Annotated in this window: 21 protein-coding genes and 1 pseudogene; 18 read left to right on the plus strand and 4 right to left on the minus strand. The window is 69.2% G+C overall.

Annotation, left to right across the window (positions count from 1 at the left end; genetic code table 11):
- Positions 1-117: 117 nt before the first annotated feature.
- Both ACHMXA_RS21315 and ACHMXA_RS21320 read left to right on the plus strand, forming a co-directional pair.
- Positions 118-1,503, plus strand: a complete 1,386-nt coding sequence (locus ACHMXA_RS21315; protein WP_395316316.1) for a DUF2868 domain-containing protein — start codon at positions 118-120, stop codon at positions 1,501-1,503.
- Entirely contained in the window at positions 1,500-2,924 is a 1,425-nt protein-coding gene (locus ACHMXA_RS21320) for a GTPase/DUF3482 domain-containing protein (protein WP_395316317.1), read from the plus strand. Before ACHMXA_RS21315 ends, ACHMXA_RS21320 begins: the two co-directional genes overlap by 4 nt.
- Here ACHMXA_RS21320 and ACHMXA_RS21325 read toward each other — a convergent pair.
- Positions 2,921-3,907, minus strand: a complete 987-nt coding sequence (locus tag ACHMXA_RS21325; RefSeq protein WP_395316318.1) for a sialic acid TRAP transporter substrate-binding protein SiaP — start codon at positions 3,905-3,907, stop codon at positions 2,921-2,923. The genes ACHMXA_RS21320 and ACHMXA_RS21325 overlap by 4 nt on opposite strands.
- A 166-nt stretch (positions 3,908-4,073) precedes the next feature.
- On the opposite strand from ACHMXA_RS21325, the gene ACHMXA_RS21330 reads away from it, so the two are divergent.
- From ACHMXA_RS21330 to ACHMXA_RS21340, 3 genes are read left to right on the plus strand one after another with little or no spacing between them, the layout of a single operon-like run.
- Positions 4,074-4,589: an O-acetyl-ADP-ribose deacetylase gene (locus ACHMXA_RS21330; protein ID WP_395316319.1), complete on the plus strand. Its 516-nt coding sequence runs from the start codon at positions 4,074-4,076 to the stop codon at positions 4,587-4,589.
- Positions 4,590-4,629: 40 nt separating this feature from the next.
- A complete protein-coding gene (locus ACHMXA_RS21335) occupies positions 4,630-6,384 on the plus strand; it encodes an IlvD/Edd family dehydratase (protein WP_395316320.1) in 1,755 nt (584 codons plus the stop codon).
- Positions 6,385-6,402: 18 nt separating this feature from the next.
- On the plus strand, positions 6,403-7,173 hold the full coding sequence (locus ACHMXA_RS21340; RefSeq protein ID WP_395316321.1) for a class I SAM-dependent methyltransferase: 771 nt from the start codon (positions 6,403-6,405) through the stop codon (positions 7,171-7,173).
- 16 nt (positions 7,174-7,189) lie between these two features.
- Here ACHMXA_RS21340 and ACHMXA_RS21345 read toward each other — a convergent pair whose 3' ends face one another.
- The gene (locus ACHMXA_RS21345; RefSeq protein WP_395316322.1) at positions 7,190-8,008 is read right to left on the minus strand and encodes an SDR family oxidoreductase; all 819 of its coding nucleotides are present in this window, start codon (positions 8,006-8,008) and stop codon (positions 7,190-7,192) included.
- A gap of 75 nt (positions 8,009-8,083) precedes the next feature.
- Between ACHMXA_RS21345 and ACHMXA_RS21350 the strand changes: the two genes are divergently transcribed.
- From ACHMXA_RS21350 to ACHMXA_RS21375, 6 genes are all read left to right on the plus strand, one after another.
- Positions 8,084-9,034 carry an AraC family transcriptional regulator gene (locus tag ACHMXA_RS21350; protein ID WP_395316323.1) on the plus strand — a complete coding sequence of 317 codons (951 nt, stop codon included), beginning with the start codon at positions 8,084-8,086 and terminating at the stop codon, positions 9,032-9,034.
- Between the two features lie 106 nt (positions 9,035-9,140).
- Positions 9,141-10,583 carry a glycerophosphodiester phosphodiesterase family protein gene (locus tag ACHMXA_RS21355; RefSeq protein ID WP_395316324.1) on the plus strand — a complete coding sequence of 481 codons (1,443 nt, stop codon included), beginning with the start codon at positions 9,141-9,143 and terminating at the stop codon, positions 10,581-10,583.
- Between the two features lie 26 nt (positions 10,584-10,609).
- On the plus strand, positions 10,610-11,233 hold the full coding sequence (locus ACHMXA_RS21360) for a hemolysin III family protein (RefSeq protein WP_395316325.1): 624 nt from the start codon (positions 10,610-10,612) through the stop codon (positions 11,231-11,233).
- 36 nt (positions 11,234-11,269) lie between these two features.
- On the plus strand, positions 11,270-12,187 hold the full coding sequence (locus ACHMXA_RS21365) for a bestrophin family protein (protein WP_395316326.1): 918 nt from the start codon (positions 11,270-11,272) through the stop codon (positions 12,185-12,187).
- A gap of 33 nt (positions 12,188-12,220) precedes the next feature.
- On the plus strand, positions 12,221-12,661 hold the full coding sequence (locus ACHMXA_RS21370) for a hypothetical protein (RefSeq protein ID WP_395316327.1): 441 nt from the start codon (positions 12,221-12,223) through the stop codon (positions 12,659-12,661).
- Positions 12,662-12,719: 58 nt separating this feature from the next.
- Complete coding sequence (locus ACHMXA_RS21375; RefSeq protein ID WP_176666850.1) at positions 12,720-13,607, plus strand: amidohydrolase family protein; 888 nt, start codon at positions 12,720-12,722, stop codon at positions 13,605-13,607.
- A 15-nt stretch (positions 13,608-13,622) separates the two neighbouring features.
- Here ACHMXA_RS21375 and ACHMXA_RS21380 read toward each other — a convergent pair whose 3' ends face one another.
- Positions 13,623-14,138 carry a serine hydrolase gene (locus ACHMXA_RS21380; RefSeq protein WP_395321343.1) on the minus strand — a complete coding sequence of 172 codons (516 nt, stop codon included), beginning with the start codon at positions 14,136-14,138 and terminating at the stop codon, positions 13,623-13,625.
- Positions 14,056-14,511 (minus strand): annotated as a pseudogene (locus ACHMXA_RS21385) (serine hydrolase); the annotation flags it as partial. The pseudogene ACHMXA_RS21385 and the gene ACHMXA_RS21380, both read right to left, overlap by 83 nt.
- A 174-nt stretch (positions 14,512-14,685) precedes the next feature.
- Here ACHMXA_RS21385 and ACHMXA_RS21390 point away from each other — a divergent pair.
- The 7 genes from ACHMXA_RS21390 (at position 14,686) to ACHMXA_RS21420 (ending at position 22,442) form a co-directional block, all read left to right on the plus strand.
- Complete coding sequence (locus tag ACHMXA_RS21390; RefSeq protein WP_176666852.1) at positions 14,686-15,033, plus strand: helix-turn-helix transcriptional regulator; 348 nt, start codon at positions 14,686-14,688, stop codon at positions 15,031-15,033.
- Positions 15,034-15,070: 37 nt separating this feature from the next.
- Positions 15,071-15,607 (plus strand): SRPBCC family protein, encoded by a 537-nt coding sequence (locus ACHMXA_RS21395; RefSeq protein ID WP_176666853.1) that lies wholly within the window; start codon positions 15,071-15,073, stop codon positions 15,605-15,607.
- Positions 15,608-15,859: 252 nt separating this feature from the next.
- Positions 15,860-17,950, plus strand: coding sequence for a LamG domain-containing protein (locus ACHMXA_RS21400; RefSeq protein ID WP_256099122.1), 2,091 nt, complete (start codon positions 15,860-15,862; stop codon positions 17,948-17,950).
- 73 nt (positions 17,951-18,023) lie between these two features.
- A complete protein-coding gene (locus ACHMXA_RS21405; RefSeq protein ID WP_176666854.1) occupies positions 18,024-18,215 on the plus strand; it encodes a hypothetical protein in 192 nt (63 codons plus the stop codon).
- 15 nt (positions 18,216-18,230) lie between these two features.
- Positions 18,231-20,462, plus strand: a complete 2,232-nt coding sequence (locus ACHMXA_RS21410; protein ID WP_371132238.1) for a phosphocholine-specific phospholipase C — start codon at positions 18,231-18,233, stop codon at positions 20,460-20,462.
- 157 nt (positions 20,463-20,619) lie between these two features.
- Positions 20,620-21,396, plus strand: a complete 777-nt coding sequence (locus ACHMXA_RS21415) for a DeoR/GlpR family DNA-binding transcription regulator (RefSeq protein WP_176666855.1) — start codon at positions 20,620-20,622, stop codon at positions 21,394-21,396.
- A 20-nt stretch (positions 21,397-21,416) separates the two neighbouring features.
- On the plus strand, positions 21,417-22,442 hold the full coding sequence (locus ACHMXA_RS21420) for a DUF2272 domain-containing protein (RefSeq protein ID WP_256099123.1): 1,026 nt from the start codon (positions 21,417-21,419) through the stop codon (positions 22,440-22,442).
- The last annotated feature ends 7 nt before the right edge of the window (positions 22,443-22,449 follow it).

The following is a 22,449-nucleotide window of genomic DNA, read 5'->3' on the forward strand; positions in this document are numbered from 1 at the left end:
TCCCGGCCGCTCGGAACCTGCCGGGCATAATTTGCGCGCCCCTGCGCCGCGCAGGAGCCTCATTGAGCGATCTCCAAGCGATCAGTGAGCGATACGACTGGCTGCGAAGGGACCCTGTTGACCAACACCGCGTTGACCGCGCTGCGCGAACCTGCCTTTCCGGATGCGGTGATCACCGAGGCCATCCGATGGACCGAGCAGAACGGCCCGCTCGACGACGCGCAGGCCCTGCGCCTGGCGGCCTCCCGCACAGCCGATGCCCACCAGCGGATCACCCAGCGCGCATTGCTGCTGGGCGAGCGCATCGGCCTCCAGCCTGAACTCGCACGCGCCCGCCAATGGGCACCCTGGGTGCTGCTCGGGCTCGCGGCGCTGATCGTGATTGCGGGGCTGGGGCTGGCGGGCAACGTGGTCGGCGGCGGCGAGCGCCACATCAACGTGATCGTCGCGCTCGCGAGCCTGCTGGGCCTGCACGCGCTCACGCTGCTGCTGTGGCTGCTGGGCCTGTGGTTGCCGCTGGGCTCCGTCAATACAGCTTCGCTCGGCTGGATCTGGCTGTCGCTCACCGCGCGCGTGGCAGGCGGCAAGCGCGGTCAGGCGCCGGTGCTGGTGCGCGCGGCCACGGGACTGCTGTCGCGCGCGAAGCTGCTGCCCTGGGCCTTCGGCCTGGTGAGCCATGGCATCTGGTCTCTTTCTTTCGCGGTGGTGCTCGCGGCGATGCTGTTCGCGCTCGCGTTCCGCAGCTACACGCTGAGCTGGGAGACGACGATCCTCGATCCGGAATTCTTCGTGCGCGCGGTGCAGGCGCTGGGCTGGGCGCCGGCGAAGCTGGGCTTTCCCGTTCCCGATGCCGCCACGGTGATGGCCGCGGCCCCCGGCGCCGCGGGCCAGCGCACCTGGGCGCTGTGGCTCACAGGCTGCATCGCGGTCTACGGGCTGCTGCCGCGCCTGTTGCTGGTGCTGCTCAGCGCCGCCGTCCTGCGCAGCCGCCGCAAGGCGCTGCAGCCTGAATGGCAGGAGCCCTACTACCGCAAGCTGGCGGCCCGCTTCACCGCGCTCGCGCCGGCAAGCATCGTCGATGCCGACCCGGGCCGCCTGCGCGGCGCCATGCCCGCGAGCCTGCCGGCCTCGCAGCTGCACGACACCCTCTTCGTCATCGGCTTCGAATTGCCGCCGGACATGCCCTGGCCGCCAGCCGGGCTTCCCGCCGAGCTCGCAGCGCACGCGCAGCGCATCGACGGCAGCGCCCCCGCGCGGCGCGCCCTGCTCGACCAGCTGGCCCAGGCCCGCCCGCGCACGGTGCTGGTGATCTGCCATGCCGTGTCGAGCCCCGACCGGGGCACCGAACGCTTCCTGCGCGAAGTGCTGATGCAATGCGGCGAATGCCGCCTCTGGCTGGCCGGCGCCCCCGATGCCGGCGCCACGCGGCGCTGGATCGACTGGCTGCGCGACACCGGCCTCGAACGCATCACCGCCAGCGACCGCCCGGACATCGCGCCATGACCCTGCAGCCACAGCAAGCCATCCGCATCGCCGTCGTCGGCCACACCAACGCCGGCAAGACCTCGCTGCTGCGCACGCTCACGCGGCGCGTCGACTTCGGCGAGGTGTCGCAGCGCCCCGGCACCACCCGCCATGTCGAATCGGTCGATCTCGACGTGAACGGCGAAGCCGCCGTGCGCTTCTTCGACACGCCGGGCCTGGAAGACGCCGTCGCGCTGCGCGAGCACCTCGCTGGCTTCGATGCACAGGCAACGCCGCCGGAACGCATCCGCCGCTTCCTGCAGGGTCCCGAGGCCCACGGGGTGTTCGAGCAGGAGGCCAAGGTGCTGCGCACCATGCTCGACATCGACGCCGCCTTCCTGGTCATCGACGTGCGCGAGCCGGTGCTGCCCAAGTTCCGCGACGAGATCGAGCTGCTCAACTCCTGCGCGCGGCCGGTGCTGCCGGTGCTCAACTTCGTGCGCGACGCCGCCAGCCGCGAGCCGGCGTGGAAAGAGCTGCTCTCGGCCTACGGCCTGCACGTGCAGGTGCGCTTCGATGCGGCTGCGCCCTTCGTCGGCGCCGAGCAGGACCTGTACGGCGACCTCGCCACGCTGCTGCGCGATCGGCGCGAACTGCTGCGCGGCGTGGTCGAGGCGCTGGCTTCCGAAGCGGCCGGGCGCCGGCAGTCGGCATGCACGCGCATCGCCGGCCTGCTGGTCGATGCCGCGGCGGTGCGCCGCACGGTGCCGTCCACCGAGTTCGCCGACGAAGCACGCCGCAAGGCGCTGGTCGCGGCGCTGCAGAAGGCCGTGTTCGACAAGGCCCAGCGCTGCACCGACGACCTGCTCGCGCTCTACGGCTTTCGCCAGGGCGATGCCGACGAGGCGCCGCTGCCGATCATCGAAGGCCGCTGGACGCTGGACTTCTTCAGCCCCGAGGCGATGAAGGACGCCGGCCTGCGCCTGGGCAAGGGCGCGGTCATCGGCGCGGCGGTGGGCGTGGTGGCCGACCTGGCCGTGGCCGGCATCTCGCTGGGCGCGGGCGCGGCGCTCGGCGGAGCCATCGGCGGCGCGGTGTCGCAGGGCCTGGGGCCGCTCGGGCGCAAGCTGGCCAACAAGCTGCGCGACGTGCATGAGCTCACCGTGGAAGACGGCGTGCTGTTCACGCTGGCCGCGTGGCAGCTGAAGCTGACGCAGGCCCTGGAACTGCGCGGGCATGCGGCCACGCAGCGCATCACCGCCGAATCGCCCGAGGACGGCGATGCGCCCACGCGCGCTGCCGCCGCCGCGGTGCGCGCCGCTCAGCCGGCGCGCAACCATCCTGAGTGGGAAGCCGCTGGAATCGCCTCTCGCAGCTTCTGGCGCCCTTCACCGCAGCGCGAGGCCTTGGTGGCGGAGCTGTCGCAGGCGCTGCAGCGCGCCTTCGTCGAAGCGCCCTAGTTCACCAGCGCCTGCAGCCGCGCATAGTCGCCCGGCCGCGCGCCCATCTGCTCGGGCGTGGAGCGCTTGCCGACCCGTTCCAGGAACGGCAGCCGGTTGGCCTGCGTCACGGTCATGCCCTTGTCGCGCAGGAACTTCTCGTCCTCCAGTTCGCCGGCGATCACGCCGACGTTGGTCCACTTGGCGGTTTCCACCAGCACCTTCTCGACCATCGCCTGCTGCTGCGGATTCAGCCTGCCCCACGCCGCCTTGCCGATGACGATGCCCAGCGTGTCGTAGACGTGCGCGGTCAGCAGCACGTACTTCTGCACCTCGTAGAGCTTCTTCGACTTGACGATGTCCAGCGGGTTTTCCTGCGCCTCGACTTCGCTCTTCTTGAGCGAGCCGTACAGGCTCATGAAGGGCAGCGTCACCGGCTTGGCGTCGACCGCGGTGGCGAAGAGCTGGTAGGCCGCGGCGGCGGGCACGTACAGGCGCAGGTCGCGGAAGTCTTCCGGCCTGGCCAGCGGCTTGGCCGAGGTGACCTGGCGCGCGCCGTAGTAGACGGAAGCAACCATGCGGTTGCCGCTCCTCTCGTTGTAGCCCTTCATGAGCTCGGCCAGCAGCGGGCTCGCCAGGTACTTGCGCATGTGGTCGAGGTCCTTGAAGGCGAAGGGATAGCTCGCCAGGCTCAGCGGCGGATAGCCCTCGGCCAGCGTCGCCTGCCCGACATAGGCGATCTGCACCGAGTCGTTCGCCAGCATCAGCGGATAGTCGCCCTCCTGCCCCAGCTTGGAAGAAGGCACCACCTCTATCTTGATCCTGCCTTCGGACTGCTCGGCGATCTTGCGCGCCGCCAGCTCGGCCTGCTGGTGGAAGATGCTCGTGGGCTCGTAGACGTGGCCCCACTTGAACTGCAGCACCTGCGCGTGGGCAGCCACCGCGCCCGCGAACGCCATGCAGAGAAAAACACCGGCGCGGCGCCACGGCAACAAGCTTTTCATCGACTCTCCCTCGGGTTGAGAACAGCCCGCACCCCATGCAAGATCGAAGCCACGCGGCGACGGGTGCCGAGCGAATGCGTCCGGCGCTGGAATCGTAAGTATTTGAAACCTTCTTCGTAATCGGGTTTGCCCGACTCCGGCCAGCACGCCTACGATGCCTCGGCACATGACCCCTACGACCACTCTGCGCGCCATCCACGCCGACATCACGACCCTGCGGGTGGACGCCATCGTCAACGCCGCCAACTCCTCGCTGCTCGGCGGCGGCGGCGTGGACGGCGCTATCCATCGCGCGGCCGGGCCCGAGCTGGTGCATGAATGCCGGCTGCTGGGCGGCTGCAAGACGGGCGATGCGAAGCTCACCAAGGGCTACCGATTGCCCGCCCGCTTCGTCATCCACACCGTCGGGCCCGTATGGCGCGGCGGCGGGTCGGGCGAGCCGGAGCTGCTGGCCTCGTGCTACCGGCGTTCGATGGCGCTCGCGGCGGCGCACGGCGTTCGCAGCATCGCGTTTCCGGGCATCAGCACCGGCATCTACGGCTACCCCGTGGAGCCGGCGGCAAGGCTCGCGGTGAGCACGGTGCGGGAGGCCCTGGCGGATGCCGCATCGCCGGTGGAAGAAGTGGTCTTCTGCTGCTTCTCCGCCAGCGACCTTGCCATCTATGAAGCCGTGATGGCCTGATCCGGCATCAGCCCCTAAAGAAAAACCACCCCCCACACCCATGACCGAATCCAAATTCGAGCCCGACGACAACGACGGCAACGCCAACGCCGGCATGCGCAAGGGCCTCACCAGCTACGGCGACCGCGGCTTCTCGCTCTTCCTGCGCAAGGCCTTCATCAAGGGCGCGGGCTACACCGATGCCGCGCTCGACCGCCCGGTGATCGGCATCGCCAGCACCGGCAGCGCCTACAACCCCTGCCACGGCAACGCACCGCAGCTCGTCGAGGCCGTGAAGCGCGGCGTGATGCTCGCGGGCGGGCTGCCGATGGAGTTTCCGACCATCTCGGTGCACGAGAGCTTCGCCGCGCCGACCAGCATGTACCTGCGCAACCTCATGGCCATGGACACCGAGGAGATGGTGCGCGCGCAGCCCATGGACGCGGTGGTGCTCATCGGCGGCTGCGACAAGACCGTGCCGGCGCAGCTCATGGGCGCGGCGTCGGCGGGGCTGCCGGCCATTCAGCTCATCACCGGATCGATGCTCACCGGCAGCCATCGCGGCGAGCGCGTGGGCGCCTGCACCGACTGCCGGCGCTACTGGGCCCGCTACCGCGCGGGCGAGATCGACGCGGAGGAAACCGCCGACGTCAACAACCAGCTGGTGGCGAGCGTGGGCACCTGCTCGGTCATGGGCACGGCCAGCACCATGGCCTGCATCGCCGAGGCGCTGGGAATGACGGTGCCGGGCGGGGCCTCGCCACCCGCGGTCACGGCCGACCGCATCCGCATCGCCGAGCAGACCGGCGCGCAGGCGGTGCGGATCGCGCGCGAGCGCCTCACCATCGACAAGGTGCTGACCCCGGCCGCCTTCGAGAACGCGATGCGCGTGCTGCTGGCCATCGGCGGCTCGACCAACGGCATCGTCCACCTCGCAGCCATCGCCGGGCGCATGGGCCTGGACATCGACCTGCACGCGCTCGACCGCATGGGCCGCGAGACACCGGTGCTGCTCGACCTGAAGCCCTCGGGCCAGCACTACATGGAAGACTTCCACGCCGCGGGCGGCATGGCCACGCTGCTGCGCGAGCTCAAGCCGCTGCTGAACCTCGACGCCCTCACCGTCACGGGCCGCACGCTGGGCGAGGAGATCGAGGCCGCCGGCCCCGGGTTCGCGCAGGACGTGGTTCGCCCGGTGGCGCAGCCGATCTACCCGCAGGGCGGCATCGCGGTGCTGTGGGGCAACCTGGCGCCGGGCGGCGCGATCATCAAGCAGTCGGCCGCCGACCCGGCGCTGATGGAGCACGAGGGCCGCGCCGTGGTCTTCGAGAACGCCGAGGACCTGGCGCGCCGCATCGACAGCGACGAGCTCGACGTCACGCCGCACGACGTGCTGGTGCTCAAGAACATCGGCCCCGAGGGCGCGCCGGGCATGCCGGAGGCGGGCTACCTGCCGATCCCGCGCAAGCTCGCCCGGGCCGGCGTGAAGGACATGGTGCGCATCTCCGACGGCCGCATGAGCGGCACCGCCTTCGGCACCATCGTGCTGCACGTGACGCCCGAGTCGGCCATCGGCGGGCCGCTGGCGTATGTTCGCAGCGGCGACCGCATCCGGCTCAGCGTGGCGAACCGCGAGATCTCGCTGCTGGTAACCGACGAGGAACTGGCGCGCCGCGCGAAGGAATCGCCGGCGGCGGAGCCGACCGCCGAGCGCGGCTACCGCAAGCTCTTCCTGCAGACCGTGACGCAGGCCGACAAGGGCGTGGACTTCGACTTCCTCCGCGCGCCGGACAACGCGGGCAAGGTGCCACGCTAGCCCCCGCACAATGCGCGGATGACCAACGACTTCTACGACGAACTCGCCCCGCTCTATCACCTGATCTATCCGGACTGGAACGAGAGCATCCGCGTGCAAGGCGACAAGCTCTCGCAGCTCATCGAAGCCGAATGGCCCGGCGGCAGCGTGCATCGCAAGGTGCTCGACGTGTCATGCGGCATCGGCACGCAGACGCTGGGGCTTGCGGCCCTTGGCCACAAGGTGACGGCCTCGGACCTGTCGCCCGAGGAGATCGAGCGCGCGAAACGGGAAGCCGGCCAGCGCGGTCTCGACATCGACTTCTCGGTGTGCGACATGCGCGAGGCGCACACGCATCACGGCAGCGGCTTCGACATCGTGATTTCCTGCGACAACTCCATGCCGCACCTGCAGACCGACGCCGACCTGCTCACCGCCCTGCGCCAGATGACGGCCTGCCTGCGCCCCGGCGGCGGCTGCGTGGTCAGCGTGCGCGACTACGCGAAGGAAGAGCGCGGCAGCAACCTCGTGAAGCACTACGGCGCGCGCGTGGACGGCGACAAGCGCCACGTGCTGTTCCAGGTCTGGGACTTCGACGACGGCGGCAAGGGCGAACACTACGACCTGGGCTTCTTCTTCGTCACGGAAGACCTCGCCACGCACGCGGTGAGCACGCGCGTGATGCGCTCGCGCTACTACGCCATTGCGACGACGAGGCTGTGCGAGCTGATGCAGGAGGCGGGGCTGCAGGACGTGCGGCGCATCGACGGCACCTTCTTCCAGCCGGTGCTGGTGGGCACGCGGCGCTGAGCCTTCTGAGCCAGCCTCACCTCTTCATGCGCAGCATCGACCGCATGCCGGCAAGGAACTGCTCATCGGTGCTGTTCCAGCGTGCATCCGCCAGGTGCGCGCTGTCCGGCCCGGCCGGAAAGCGCAGCCGTTCCGACTCTTCCGTTGCCGCGGCGAAGACGGCCGCCGCCACCTGGTCGGGTGTCGTCACCGCGCCGGCGTTCGCGAACTGCGCCATGAGCTGCCCCGCGTAGGCCTGGTACGGCGGCGGGATCAGGCCGTTCATGCGCTCCATGCCGTTGGCCGTGAAGGCCGTGCCGGGGCCGTAGCCGGGCTCGACGAGCCTGACGCGCACGCCCACCGATTCGAGTTCGAAGAACAGGGCCTCGGTGAAGCCTTCGATGGCGAACTTGCTCGCCGCATAGGGCGCCACCAGCGGCATGCCCGCGAAGCAGACGCTGGAGGTGACGTTGACGATGGTCCCCTCCCCGCGCTCGCGCATCAGCGGAACCATGGCCTGGGTCATTGCCATGACGCCGAAGGTGTTGGTCTCGAACACTTCGCGGATGGTGTCCATCGGCGTGGCCTCGAGGGCCGAGAACAGGCCGATGCCGGCGTTGTTCACCAGCGCGTCGATGCTGCCGAAGGCGGCCATGCCTTCGCCGATGGCCTGCGCGATGCTGTCGGCGTCCGTCACGTCGAGGCGGACCACGCGAAGGCGCGGCGACGGCTCGCCCAGCAGCGCCGGATCGGGCTTGCGCATCGTCGCGACGACGTTCCAGCCCTGTTTCAGGAAGTGCTCTGCCGTGGCCTTGCCGTAGCCCGAGGAGCAGCCGGTGATGAGTGCGGTTTTCAAGTTCGGTTTCCTTTCAAGACCGGGTGATGCTAGGCTGGTTGACAGAGACGATCCATATCGTGCAATCTGCATTTCATGCGTGATCGTCTAAATCCAGATCCACTGGCCTCCATCGTGGCCCTGCTGCGTCCGCGGACCGTGCTGTCCAAGTTCATCAGCGGCGCGGGAAGCTGGGCCGTGCAGTACCCGAACCACGGGCACCCCAGCTTCTGCCTGATGCTCGAGGGCTCCTGCTGGCTGGGCCTGGAGTCGGCGGAACCCTTCCTGATGGAGGCCGGCGACTACGTCCTGCTGCCCGCGACGCCCGGCTTCCGCATGGGCAGCGACCTCGAGGCCATGAAGCGCCCGACCATGCGCGTCGCCGACGCGAACCCGGTGGGAGAAATCCGCCACGGCGCGCAGGAAGACGAGGCGGCGGTCCGGATGCTCGGCGGCTACTTCCTGTTCGATCCGACGAGCGCGCCGCTGCTCGTGGGGCTCCTGCCGGCGGTGGTCCACATCAAGGCCACCGACGCCCAGGCGGCGCGGCTGGCCTGGATCGCACGCGCCATCGACGAGGAGAACACGTCGCCCAGGCCCGGCGGCGACGCCATCCTGCAGCGCCTGGTGGAGATCATGCTGATCGAGGCCTTGCGCTGGCGCCCGGCGCAGGACGACGCGCCGGTCTCCGGCCTGCTCGCCGGCCTCGCGAACGCGCGAATGGCGCAGGCGCTGCGGCTCATCCACGAGGACGTGGCGCGGCGCTGGACCATCGAGGATCTCGCGGGCAAGGTGGGAATGTCGCGCGCCGCGTTTGCCTCGCACTTCATGCGAATCCTCGGCGTGCCGCCGATGGAATACGTGCTGCGATGGCGCATGGCGCTCGCCAAGGACATGCTGTGGCACGACGGCCTTTCGCTCGGCGAGGTCGCGCATGCCATCGGCTATCAATCGGCCAGCGCGTTCAGCGCTGCCTTCAGCCGTTCGGTCGGGCAGTCTCCGAGCTCTTTCGCGCGCACCGGCCGCGCAGGCAGCAGCAGCACCTGAGCGCCCTCTCCCAGGCGCGGCGGCCCTGGCCGGTCACTGTCCCGTCACGGGGCAAACCTAGCATCCGGCCGCCTTCGTTTCTCTTTCAACAACATCCGAAAAGCATATGAAGAAGAGCGTTCCTGCGCCCGCGCCTCGTCCCGTTCTCGCAACCATCGCAGCCATCGGGGGCAGCCTGGTGATCGCTTCCTGCGGTGGCGGCAGCGGAGGAGGCATCTCGCTTCCGGTCCTTCCGCCCACACCGGCACCGACTCCCGCCCCCACGCCGGCGCCCCCCGCCCCCGCGCCGCTGGGCACGCTCGACGGCTCCGTGCCCCTGGTCATCGGCCATCGCGGGCTGCCGGGCCTCTATCCGGAAGAAACGAAGACCGCCTACGAAGCCGCGGCCGACGCCGGCGCCGATTCGCTGGAGACCGACCTGCACCTGACCAAAGACTGCGTGCTCGTCGCACGCCACAACCCCTGGCTGAGCGACAACACCAACATCGCGGAAGTCGCCAAGACCAACACCACCGTCGCCGGCCGCAAGCGCACCGTGCCGGGCGTGCTGGTCGACGTGAAGTACCCGCCCATCGAGGCCAACGGCCCGGCCCAGTACCTGAGCGACCTGACCGACCCGAACGATCCGAAGTCGGTGCTCAAGTCGCTCATCGTCGATGTCGAGGACCACACCAACGACTGGTCCATCACCGACTTCACGATGGACGAACTGCGCCAGTGGATTCGCGGCACCACCTACGACGCGAGGGACCAGCGCCCGACCGACCTCAACGGCAAGCTGCCGATCCTGAGCTTCCAGGAAATCATCGACATCGCGAAGGCCAAGAGCGCCGCCACCGGCCGCACGCTCACCGTGTATCCGGAAACCAAGAACCCGATCTGGAACAACGCCCAGGCCATCGCCAACGGCTGCGGCCCGGCGGGCAGCCATCCGCTGGAAGACGCGCTGCTGAAGGTCATGAACTTCAACGACCTCAACCGCAAGGACGCGCCGATCTTCGTGCAGAGCTTCGAGCCCGAGAGCCTGAAGTACCTGCGCTCGGCCGGCATGAAGGCCCGCGCGGTGCAGCTGGTGGACGGCAACGACATCAACTACCAGACCGGCGAGATGATCTACGTCACGAAGGACGTCTACACCTTCGTCGACGGCCGCCCCTACAGCTGGACGCTGGCGGGCAACCCGAAGTGGTTCGGCGAGATGCTCACGCCCGCGGGCCTGGCCGAGGTCAAGACCTATGCCGACGGCATCGGCCCATGGAAGCCGCAGGTGATGGCCCACACCGTCGTGCCTTTCGTCGCAGGCAAGGGCCTGGCCGACGTGAACACCATCAAGCCCACCAGCCTGATCGCCGATGCGCACAAGGCCGGCCTCTTCGTGCACAGCTACACCTTCCGCAACGAGGCGAAGTACTTGGCGGGCGTCTACAAGGGCGACCCGGCGGCCGAATACCTCGCGTACTTCCGCGCGGGCATCGACGGCGTGTTCTCGGACTTCGCGAACACCGCCTTCGCGGCACGCAAGACCTACCTGAAGGAAACGGGCCGCTGAGGCGCAGGCCGGGCGAGGCGCGAGCGATGTACCCGGGCGAAAGGCTCAACGGCTACAGCCATCTGCTGGGCCTGCTGCTCGCGCTGCCCGCGATGGCGCTGCTGCTGGTGAAGACCGTGCCCACCGGCGACCCCGCGCGCATCGCGGGGGCGCTGGTGTTCTCGCTCTCGGCCGTGGCGCTCTACGCGGCTTCCACCCTCTTCCACAGCACGCGCGGGCGGCTCAAGCGCGTGTGGGAGAGGGCCGACCACTGCGCCATCTACCTGCTGATCGCCGGCACCTACACGCCCTTCGCGCTGGTCACCATGCAAGGCCCGTGGGGCCTGCTGCTGCTGGCCACGATCTGGGGCGTGGCGCTCTTCGGCATCCGGCGCGAGTTGCTGCCGGCGAAGGACGGCATGCCGAAGAAGCCCTCGCTGCCGCTGTACATCGGCCTGGGCTGGCTCGTCGTGCTGGCCGCCGCGCCGCTGGCCGCGCGGCTCGACGCGGAGGGCCTCGCCTGGCTGCTGATCGGCGGAGCCTTCTACACCGTGGGCACGGTGTTCTATCGCAACAGGCAAGGCTTCCGCCACGCGCACGGAGCGTGGCACCTGTTCGTGCTCGCGGGAACGGCGAGCCACTACGTGGCGGTGGGCTGGTTCGTGCTTTAGCTCTCCGCTGCTGGTCGCGGGGATAATCGCCGACCGATGATCGTCCGACCCCGTCCCCACTGGCTGCGCATGCTCTTCGTATGGCGCGGCTCCGTCCTGTCGGACATCGCGCCCCAGCTGCTGTGGACCACCGCCTTCGCGGTGCTGGTGACGGTGCTGCACGGCCGGCTCTTCCAGTGGAAGGTGCCGCTGAATTTCGTGCCCTTCTCGCTCATCGGCCTCACGCTGGCCATCTTCCTGGGCTTTCGCAACAGCACGAGCTATTCGCGCTTCTGGGAAGCCCGCACGCTGTGGGGCACGCTGCTGAACGAAACCCGCGTGCTGGTCCGGCAGGCGCTGACCCTGGCCGAAGCCCCCGCCGAAGCCCGCACGGCCGCGCTGCGCCTCATCGCCTTCGTCCATGCGCTGCGCCACCAGTTGCGTGGCACCGACCCTGCGGCCGACATGGCCCGGCTGCTGCCCGAGGAAGACTGCGCCCGCCTGCGCACCGCGCGCTTCAAGCCGGCGATGCTGCTGCTGATGGTGGGCGAATGGATGCGCGAGCAGCGCAGGCAGGGCCGGCTCGACCCCGCACTGGTGCAGGCCATGGAGCTCCCGCTGGGGCGCCTGACCGAGGCGCTCGGCGGCTGCGAGCGCATCGCGAGCACGCCGATACCGTTCACCTACTCCGTCATCATCCACCGCACCATCTACCTGTATTGCGTGCTGCTGCCCTTCGGGCTGGTGGATGCGATCGGCCCGATGACGCCGGTGGTGGTCGCCTTCATCGCCTACACCTTCTTCGCGCTGGAAGCGCTGGGCGCGGAGATAGAGGAGCCCTTCGGCACGCAGCCCAACGACCTGGCGCTGGACGCGATGTCGCGCACCATCGAGTCGACCCTGCGCGAGATGCTGGGCGAGCCCCAGCCGGCGGCGTCGGCCGGGGCCGGGCCCGCAGGCTTCCTGCAGACCTGAACGGGTCCGTGCGGCGCAGAAATCAGGTAGAGCGTGCCCAGATTCGTCTCTCGCCCCGCCTGCGCCATGCTCCTGTCGATGGCGGGCATGGCCGACCTCCTCGCCGGCTGCGATGGCATCGGCTCTTCCGCTTCGACGCAATCGCCCCAGCCCAGCGCGGAAGAAATCGCAATCCGCACCGCGCCTGCCGAACAGGTGTTCCAGGGCACGCTGGCGGGCCAGGCGGTTTACCTTGTCGTCCACGATTGCGAAGTCCTGCGCGTCCAGCAGACCGCGCAAGGGCGGCTCGAATGGAAGAGCGTGCTGGCTCCGGAGCCCTATCCGTTGCCGACCGCGTGCGAGCGCCAGTCGCTGAGCTTCGATGCGGGGCAGCTCACGGCAAGGCTCGGGCGACGCGCTTTCGGTGCGGGCGGCTGCTGCGCGAGCGGCGGCACCTATCGCTCGGCCGATGGCCTCACTTGGAAGAAGCTCTAGCGTTCGGCATCGCATCGAGGACCGGATAATCCGGCTCCTTTCATCACGAGGGGTACGCATGAAAGCCGCCGCATCCGCCATCGCCATGCTCCTGGCCGCCGGCACCGTGTTCGCCCAGGGAACACCGGCTCCTTACAAGGGCCCCCTCTTCGACACGCACCTGCACTACAACCAGGAAGCCTGGGACGGCAACACCGGCCCCTTCCCGCCCTCCGAGGCGCTTGCGCGCATGCAGCGCAACGACGTGAAGGCGATCATCGCGAACTCGCGCCCCAATGCCGGCACGCAGACGCTCGCGGCGGCACGCGAAACGCGCGCGGCGGGCGTGACGGTGGTGCCCTTCGTGCGCCTCTACCGCAACCGCGACGACTACACCAACTGGTTCCGCGACGAGACCATCTACGAGATGGTGCAGACCGAACTCGCTCGCGGCACCGCCAGCGGCCCCTATCGCGGCCTGGGCGAGTTCCACCTGTACGAGAGCGCCAACGCCAACGGCCCGGTGGCGAAGAAGCTGATCGTGCTGGCGGAAAAGGAAAAGCTGGCAGTGCTCGCTCACGTCGACGACGTGGCGGTCGACCTGCTGATGGCAAATGCGCCTTCGAAGGGACAGTCGCTGCGCCTCATCTGGGCCCACACGGGCATCGGCGGCGCACCGGTGGAGCGGGTGCAGGCGCTGCTGGAGCGCTATCCGCTGCTGATGGGCGAACTCTCCTACCGGCCGGGGCTCACCTGCGAAGGCGGCAGGCTGTGCCCCGAGTGGCGAGCGTTGATCCTCAAGTACCCGGAGCGCTTCATGGTCGGCTCCGACACCTGGGTCAACCAGCGCTGGAGCAGCTACGACGAAACGATGCGCGGCTACCGGACCTGGCTGGGCGACCTGCCCGACGACGTGGCGCGGCGCATCGCATGGGGCAACGCCGCCGGGCTGTTCGGCGTGCGCTGAACGCGCTCGTCGATATCAGGCGGCCAGCGCGGCAGTTGCGATCCGCGTCGCCGATGCAACGACGTCGTTGCGCCCCTTCGCGTCCTTCCGCGGAAAGGTCAGGTACACCGACAGCACGATCGGCGCGCCGACCGGCGGCCACAGCACGCCGACGTCGTTGGTGGTGCCGTACGAGCCCGCGCCGGTCTTGTCGCCCACCTTCCAACCCGCCGGCACGCCCGCCAGGAAACGCTCGGTGTTGGTGGTGTTGCCCAGCAGCCAGGTCTTGAGCTGATCGCGCTGCGCTGCGCCCAGTGCGTCGCCCAGCACGAGGCGCTGGATGCTGTCGGACATCGCGGCCGGCGTGGTGGTGTCGCGCGGATCGCCGGGGATGCTGGTGTTGAGCTCGGGCTCGGCGCGGTCGAGCCTGAAGGTCTGGTCGCCGATGCCGCGCGCGAAGGCAGTGACCGCGGCCGGGCCGCCGAGTTCCTTCAGCAGCAGGTTCGGCCGCGGCGTTGTCGCTGTACTGGATGGTGGCGGCGCACATGGCAGCCACCGTCATGCCGGTGGCGACGTGCTTCTCGGTGATCGGCGAATGGTCGATCAGGTCGCTCCTGCCGTAGCTCAGGTTGCGCGACAGCAGGCTGCCGTCCCTGGCGCTGCGCTCGAGCACCGCAGCGGCCAGCATCAGCTTGAAGGTGCTGCACAGCGGAAAGCGCTCGTGCGCCCTGTGCTGCAGGCGCGCGCCGCTGCCCGTGTTGAAGCCGACCACGCCCAGGCGCCCGCCCGACGTGCGCTCCAGCTCGGCAAGCTGCGCTTCGGCGGAAGACCGGGAGCCCGTGCCCGACCACGCCGTGCAGGCGCCGGCGAGCGGCAGTACGGAGGCGGCGAGCAACAGGGTGCGGCGCTGGACGGGAGATGTCATTTCGTTTTCTCTTTCTTTCTGCGAGTGGATGGAACGGAACGAATCCTAGGAGCGCCTCGTGCCCCGATCCAGTCGGATGCCCGCGTTTCCCGTCCCGGGTGTATCGGGTGTAACGCACATGGTTATTCAACCAAACAGTTGAGCATTTATGGGATCGCATCTATATTCAACCTCATGGTTGAACTAGAACTCGCAGACGATCGGCTCGACGCCGTCTTCCACGCTCTCGCCGACAGCACGCGCCGCACGATGCTGCAGCTGCTGTCGCACGGCGAATGCAGCGTGGGCGAACTGGGTGCGCCTTTCCGCATGTCCTTCGCCGGGGCGTCCAAGCACGTGAAGACGCTGGAGCGCGCGGGCCTGGTGTCGCGCACCGTGCAAGGCCGTGCGCACGTCTGCCGGCTCGAGCCCTCGGCGCTGGCCATGGCGGATGCATGGCTGCGCTACTACGAAGGCTTCTGGAGCAATCGCCTCGATGCGCTGGAGCAGGAGTTGCAGCGCGATTCGCAGACCCGCAAGTGAGCGTTTCTCCCCCATCCAACCCAAGGAGCATCAGCAAATGACGACCAAGCACAGCCTGGGCACCCAGGTCGACGCCACCACCCTGCGCATGGAGCGCATCCTCCCCGCGCCCATCGAGCGCGTATGGGCCTACCTCGCCGACCCCGGCAAGCGCGCCACCTGGCTGGCCGGCGGAGCGCTGCCGCGGGCGCAGGGCGAACTCTTCGAACTGCGCTTCGACCACACCAGCCTCACCGGTGAAGTGGCGCCCGATCGCTTTGCCGAGTGCCGCGAGCCGATCCTGCAGAAGTCGCGGCTCCTGCGCATGGAGCCGCCCAGGCTGCTGGCGATCAGCTGGAACGAAGGAGGTGCGACGCCGTCGGAAGTTACCTTCGAACTCACGCCGCAGGGCGACGCCACGCGGCTCGTGCTCACGCACAGCCGCCTGCCCAATCGCAAGGGCATGCTCAGCGTGGCGAGCGGCTGGCACGCGCATGTCGACGTGCTCATCGAAACCCTGGCGGGCGGCAAGCCGCAGGGCTTCTGGACGAACCTCGTCGCGCTCGGGCAGGAATACGAGGCGCACATCGGCTGAGGCTGCGCGTTCTCGCTCTTTCACCCACTCACCTCTCTTGCATCTCTCTCCACGGGGCCTTCGGGTCCCGTTTTCTTGGCCGTCAACCTTCACGGTCCTGTCAAACCGTTGTCACCCGCGAAGCTCAACATCTGAGGCATTCAGAGCATTTGTGCGTTTTGTTGCAAATGCACCGGTTCACCAGAACGCGGGTGAATGCCCGCGGTCCCTCGCATGGCCGAGGGGCATGCATCTCGAGACTTCGAGGGAAACATGATCAGAGGAAACAACACGCGCGGCGTGTGGGCGGCGGGAAACATCTGCGCGCTGCTGCTTCTAGCCGCCTGCGGCGGTGGCGGTAGCGGTGGTGGCGGCATCGGCTTTGCGCCCATGGGTACATCGTCGCCCGGCGGCGGAGGCAACGGCCCGGCACCGAGCATCAATCAAGGCAAGAGCGGGCCCAAGGCCCTGGTGGTCGAGATCGACGGCCTCACGCACGCGGCGCTTCGCGATGCGATGGCGCAGAACAAGGTGCCGGCCCTGCAGTCGCTGCACCTCTCGCCGGCCTGGACCGGCGGCGCCAACGGCACGCCCAGCGAGCAACGCACCACCGACGGCCCGGGCTGGGCCACGCTGCTGACCGGCACATGGGCGCAGCGCCATGGCGTTCGCTGGGACACCGCCGACCAGCGCGTCGACGTCAAGCTCGCGCCCTCGGTCTTCGCGCTGGCCAGGCAGAACAACAAGGCGGCCGGCTACAAGACGGCATCCGTCACCTCGGGCGCGCTCTACCCGCTGCTGCTCGCGAACGAAGCCGGCGCAGTCGACAGCGCCGTCGACTGCGCGGGTGCCGATGCCTGCGTCACCGACCGCACGGCGCAACTCATCGACTCGGGCTACGACCTGCTGGTGGCGCAGTACGGCGCACCGGCCGCGGCGGCGAGCAACGGGCTCAAGAGCGCCGCCTACCAGCGGGCGATCGCCGACACCTCCGCCGGCCTGGGGCAGCTGCTCGCGCGCGTCGCGCGGCGCACCGCCAACGATCCGAATGAAGACTGGCTGGTGATCCTCACCACCGGCCACGGCCTCGACGCCTTCGGCAGCGCCTCTGGCCTGCAGGACAACGACGGCAAGACCATCTTCATCGCGAGCAACAAGACGCTTGCGGCACAACCCGGCGTCGGCGCTGCCGCTCCCGCAGACACCTCCCTGCTCTCGCTCGCCGCGGCCACCGACATCGCGCCGACCGTGCTGCGTCATCTCGGCGCGCTGCCCGCGGCTGCGGACTACCGCTTCAACGGCCAGGCGCTGCAAGCGTCCACCTGGCTGCGCGGACTCTCGGCGAAGACGGGAGCGGACAAGCGCAGCATCGTGCTGTCGTGGACGCTTGCCGGCACCACCACCGCGCCGGTGCAGGTGCTGCGCGACGGCAAGCTGGTGACCACGCTGCCGGCCGGCACCACCACCTACACCGATCCCATCGCGGCCGACAGCGACGGGGTCTACGGCTACCAGTACACGCTCGCCAGCGGCGAAGCCAGCGTGGCGCTGTATGCGCAGATCGCCTACATCAAGCCCGAGGCGCCCGTGACGCTCGCGCCAACACTGGCGAACGGGCTCGTCGACTACTACCCGCTCGACGCACTGCCGCCCGTGGACGCGAAGAACGCATCCATCCTCGGCCCCTGGGCAGCCGACGCCAACGGCGGCTCGCTGGTCGACGACGGCTTCGTGGCACCCAACAAGGCCAAGGCGCTGCGCGTGGACAGCACCGTGAAGAACGCAAGCGGCACGGCCGGCTATCGCCTGGTGCAGAACAACGACGTCACCACCAACCCGGCCGTCACCGCCTTCACCATCGGCTTCTGGATGCGCACCGACAACAGCTGCAGCCAGGGGGTGAGCAACGGCGGCACGGTGATCGGCAACAAGAACTACACCACCGGCGGCAACGCGGGCCTGGCCATCGGCCTCTTTGGCAGCTGCGAGATCCGCTTCAACGTGGGCACGGGCAGCGCACGCGCCGACAGCAACGGCTACAGCCTCAGCGCGGGCCAATGGGCCTACGTGGCGGTGATCATCGACAAGGCAGCGCTCACGATGCGCGGCTACGTGATGGACCCCGTCAGGGGCACGCAGACGAACAGCACCGTCATCACCTCCGCGCTGGTCGACAAGCTCGGTGGCCTGGGCAACGGCCTTGGCCTCAACGAGGACGGCACCGGCGCCTACTACCAGCGCGAAGCCTCCTCGCCTCGCGGCGCCATGGACTTCAACGACTTCGCGATCTGGAATCGCGCGCTCACGAGCGACGAGCTCAACAGCATCTTCAAGTCGGGCCAGCCGCTGTCGACGCTGCCGTAACTGCCCGATCACCACCCCCGATCCCCCAAGCCCAACAGCCCTCGAGGCCACCACGAATCAAGAGGACCCCTTCATGCAAATCCAAGCTCTCTCCAGCGCGCGCCTCGCGCCCGCGCTCATCCTGGCCTGCGCCCTTTCCGCCTGCGGCGGAGGCGGTGGCGGCGGCGGTGGCTTCTTCGGCGGCACGCCGACGACCCCGACCACGCCCACGACGCCGACGCAGCCAGATACCGGCGCCGCCCCCGTGAAAAGCTGCGCCCCCTGAGCCGAGCCGCACGCCATGTCCAGCCAGAACGACAAGCCCATGACCAACTCCCGTCGCAAATTCCTCACCGGCACGGCCACAACCGGCGCCGCAGCCCTCGCCCTCAGCGCGTTTCCGCCCAGCATCCGCCGCGCGCTGGCCATTCCGGCCAACAACGCCACCGGCACCATCAAGGACGTCGAGCACATCGTCATCCTGATGCAGGAGAACCGTTCGTTCGACCAGTACTTCGGCACGCTGATGGGCGCGCGCGGCTTCGGCGACCGCTTCACCATTCCGCTGCCCAAGGGCCTGAACGTTTGGCAGCAAAGCGATGCCAACGGCAAGGTCATCCTCCCCTACCACCTCGACAGCCGCAAAGGCAACGCGCAGCGCGTGAGCGGCACGCCGCACTCCTGGAACGACGGCCAGAACGCCTGGGACGGCGGACGCGCCTACCAGTGGCCGCGCTACAAGAACAACGCGTCGATGGGCTACTTCAAGGAAGCCGAGGTCACCTTCCAGTTCGCGCTGGCCAACGCCTTCACGCTGTGCGACGGCTACCACTGCAGCATGCACACGGGCACCAACTCGAATCGCATGTTCCACTGGACCGGCACCAACGGCCCCTCGGGCCAGATCGGCACCGGCGTCGCGGGCGTGGCCTCTGTCGTCAACGAGTGGGACGACATCGGCCCCTCGACCAGCGGCTACGAGTGGAAGACCTATCCCGAGCGGCTGCAGGAAGCCAAGGTCAGCTGGTTCATCTACCAGAACATGCCCGACAACTTCACCGACAACCCGCTGGCCGGCTTCAAGCAGTACCGCAAGGCCAACGAGGCCTCGGGCAAGCCCGTGAGCAACGACACCGCGTCGCCCGCCTACGATCCGGCCAGCGACGATGCGGGCAACCCGCTGTACAAGGGCATCGCCAACACCATGCCCGACGGCGGCTTCCTCGAACAGTTCCGCCAGGACATCAAGAACGGCAAGCTGCCGCAGGTGTCGTGGATCATCGCGCCGGCCACCTACTCGGAGCACCCCGGACCGTCGAGCCCGGTGCAGGGCGGCTGGTACATCCAGGAAGTGCTGGACGCCCTCACCGCCGTGCCGGACGTGTGGAGCAAGACCGCGCTGCTCATCAACTTCGACGAGAACGACGGCTACTTCGACCACTATCCCTCGCCGGCCGCGCCCTCGCTCAACCCCGACGGCACGATGGCCGGCAAGACCACGCTGCCCGAGGCCGACCTCGCCGTGGAGCGCTTCACGCACCCGAATCCGCCGGGCACCACCAGCCAGCCGGCACCGGACGGCCGCGTGTACGGCCCCGGCGTGCGCGTGCCGATGTACGTCATCTCGCCCTGGAGCCGCGGCGGCTGGGTCAACTCGCAGGCTTTCGACCACACCTCGGTGCTGCGCTTCATCGAGGCCCGCTTCGGCGTGAAGGAGACGAACATCTCGCCGTTCCGCCGCGCGGTGTGCGGCGACCTCACGAGCGCGTTCAACTTCGCCACGCCCAACAACGAGGCGCTGCCCACGCTGGCCGGCCGTACCACCAGGACCGACGCCGACAAGCTGCGCGCAGACCAGCAGGCGCTCGCACAGGTGGCGCTGCCGCTCGACCCGCAACTGCCCCGCCAGGCCACCGGCTCGCGCCCCTCGCGCGCCCTGCCCTACGAACTGCACGTGAGCGGACGCGCCGACGCCACCACCGGCCAGATGCGGCTGATCTTCAAGAACAGCGGCAAGGCCGCCGCCGTGTTCCACGTCTACGACAAGCTCAACCTCGACCGCCTGCCGCGCCGCTACATGGTCGAGCCCGGCAAGCAGCTCGACGACACCTGGAACCCCGCTGCCGACAACGCCGGCTTCTACGACCTGTGGGTGCTCGGCCCCAACGGCTTCCACCGCCACTTCAAGGGCGACCTCAACAGGCTTCGCGCCGGCGGCGTGCCGAATCCCGAGGTGCGCGTGTGCTACGACGTGACCAACGGCAACGTCTCGGTGGAAATGCTCAACGGCGGTGGCGGCAACTGCAGGTTTACCGTGCGTGCCAAGGCCTATCGCGACGACGGCCCGTGGACCGCCAACGTGGCCGGCGGCGCCAAGGCCGAGCAGGCATGGGTGCTGGCGAGCAGCGGCCAGTGGTACGACTTCGCGGTCACCTGCGACGCCGACCCGGCCTTCTACCGCCGCTTCGCCGGCCGCGTCGAGACCGGCAGGCACTCGGTGAGCGATCCGGCGATGGGCCTGGCCGACCTCTGAGGGCGGCATCGATGTGCGGTCGCGCGGTCAGTCGATCGCGCATCCGCACGAGGTACGCACGGGCACACATAGGCACAATGGCGCGGCTTTCGCGCCTGTCCAGGGCGGCCGTCTCGCGACGCCGCCTTTTTCACTTCTTCCCTCAAGCCGCATTTCCATGCTCCAAGAAGAACGATTCCTGCGCATCCGCAGCCTGCTGGCCACCTTCTCCCGGCTGAGCGTGGAGCGCATCGTGCAGGACCTCGCGGTGTCGCGCGAAACGGTGCGCCGCGACCTGCTCGAACTCGAGGGACTGGGCGAGCTGCGCCGCGTGCACGGCGGCGCCATCTCGATCCGGGCGGAGCCCGAGCCGCCGCTCGCGGTGCGGCTGGTGGCGCGGCAACGCGAGAAGCGCGCCATCGCCAAGGCCGCCGTCGCCCTGCTCCAGCCGGGGCAGACCATCTTCATGGACGCGGGCAGCACCATGTCGATCTGCGCGGAGGAACTCGCCACGCTGAGCGGCATGACCGTCATCACCAATTCGGTGAGCATCGCGCTCAAGCTCGCGGGCGCGGGCGAAGGCCGGCTCACGGGCAACCAGACCATCCTGCTGGGCGGCCAGATCGACGTGAAGACCCAGGCCACCTTCGGCGACACGACGGTCGAGGCCATCCGCCGCTACCGCGCCGACATCGCCCTGCTGTCCCCGGTAGGGCTGCACGCGAAGCACGGCGCCATGAGCTTCGAGCACCACGAGGCCACCGTCGCACGCGCCATGGCCGAGCAGGCGCAGCAGCTGGTGCTGCTGGCCGACCACGCGAAGATCGGCCAGGCCAGCCGCGTGACCTACGCGCGCACGGCGGACGTCGACGTGGTCGTCACCGACGCCAAGGCGCGCGAACTGCCCGGCCTTTCGGGTCTGCGCAAGGCCTGCGAACGAGTGATCCTGGCCTGATGCACCCGCCCCGGAGCCTCATGCCATTGCCCAGCGACAAGCATCCAGGTTCTCCGCGGCAATGGGCGGGGGCGTTCGCCTGCGCCTTGTGTCTGGCGACCACCTCTGGCCCGGCATCGGCCGCGCCGGCCTGCCTCGACACCGCCACGCAGGTTCCGCCGCCCGCGCGCGCCCTCGCCATGGCCACCTTCGCCATGCAGGAGCACGAAGCCTTCGGCGGCCAGGCGATGGATGCCGAAGGCCGCATGACCGAGGCGGGCGACTCCGAAGCCGAGGACACGCGCCGCACCGTGCCCGGCCTCGCGCCCTGGCAGCGGGTGCTGGGCTACTGGAAGGCGGTCGATCCGCGGCTGCCCTCGCAGGTGCGATTCGGCGCATTGCGCCCGGCCGACCGCCATCTGCTGATGCAGGCGCTGAACGAGGCGACGGCCGGGCGGCTGCAAGGCATGGGCGTGGGCCCCGACGAGGGACTGGATTCGGCGGAGCTGCGCGCCGTGCAGGCGGCATTGGCGCGGGTGGCGGTGATCGACACGCCATGGTCTGCAGCCTTCGTCAGCTGGCTGGCACGGCAGGCCGGGCTGACGGAAGAGGAATTCGTGTTCTCCGAAGCGCATGCCGACTACGCGGGAGCCGCGTGGCAGGCGGGCCTCGACGAATCGGCCGGCCGCGGCACGCACTATGCGATGCGGGCCTGCGACCTCACGCGCACGCCGCCGCGCGTCGGCGACCTGGTCTGCCAGGCGCGCGGCACCGGCGCCGAGCTCGACACCTTCGACAAGATCGGCGAGGTGCTGGCCGCGCGCGACACCGGCGGCGAGCCGTTGCCCATGCATTGCGACGTGGTGGTGGCGGTGGATGCCACGGGATTCGACGCCGTGGGCGGCAACGTGCTGCAGTCGGTCACGCGGCGCCGGCTCGATTTCGCGCCAGGCACGCACCGGCTGGACCCGAGCTACCTGCCCGAGGGATGCACGCCAGGCACTCCAGGCTGCATCGATCGCCACATGAGCCGGCAGCCGTGGTCGCTGCTGCTCCAGTGGCGATGAACGCGCT

Origin of the sequence: Variovorax sp. UC74_104 (assembly GCF_044055375.1) — a bacterium.
In the GTDB taxonomy this organism is placed as follows: domain Bacteria; phylum Pseudomonadota; class Gammaproteobacteria; order Burkholderiales; family Burkholderiaceae_C; genus Variovorax.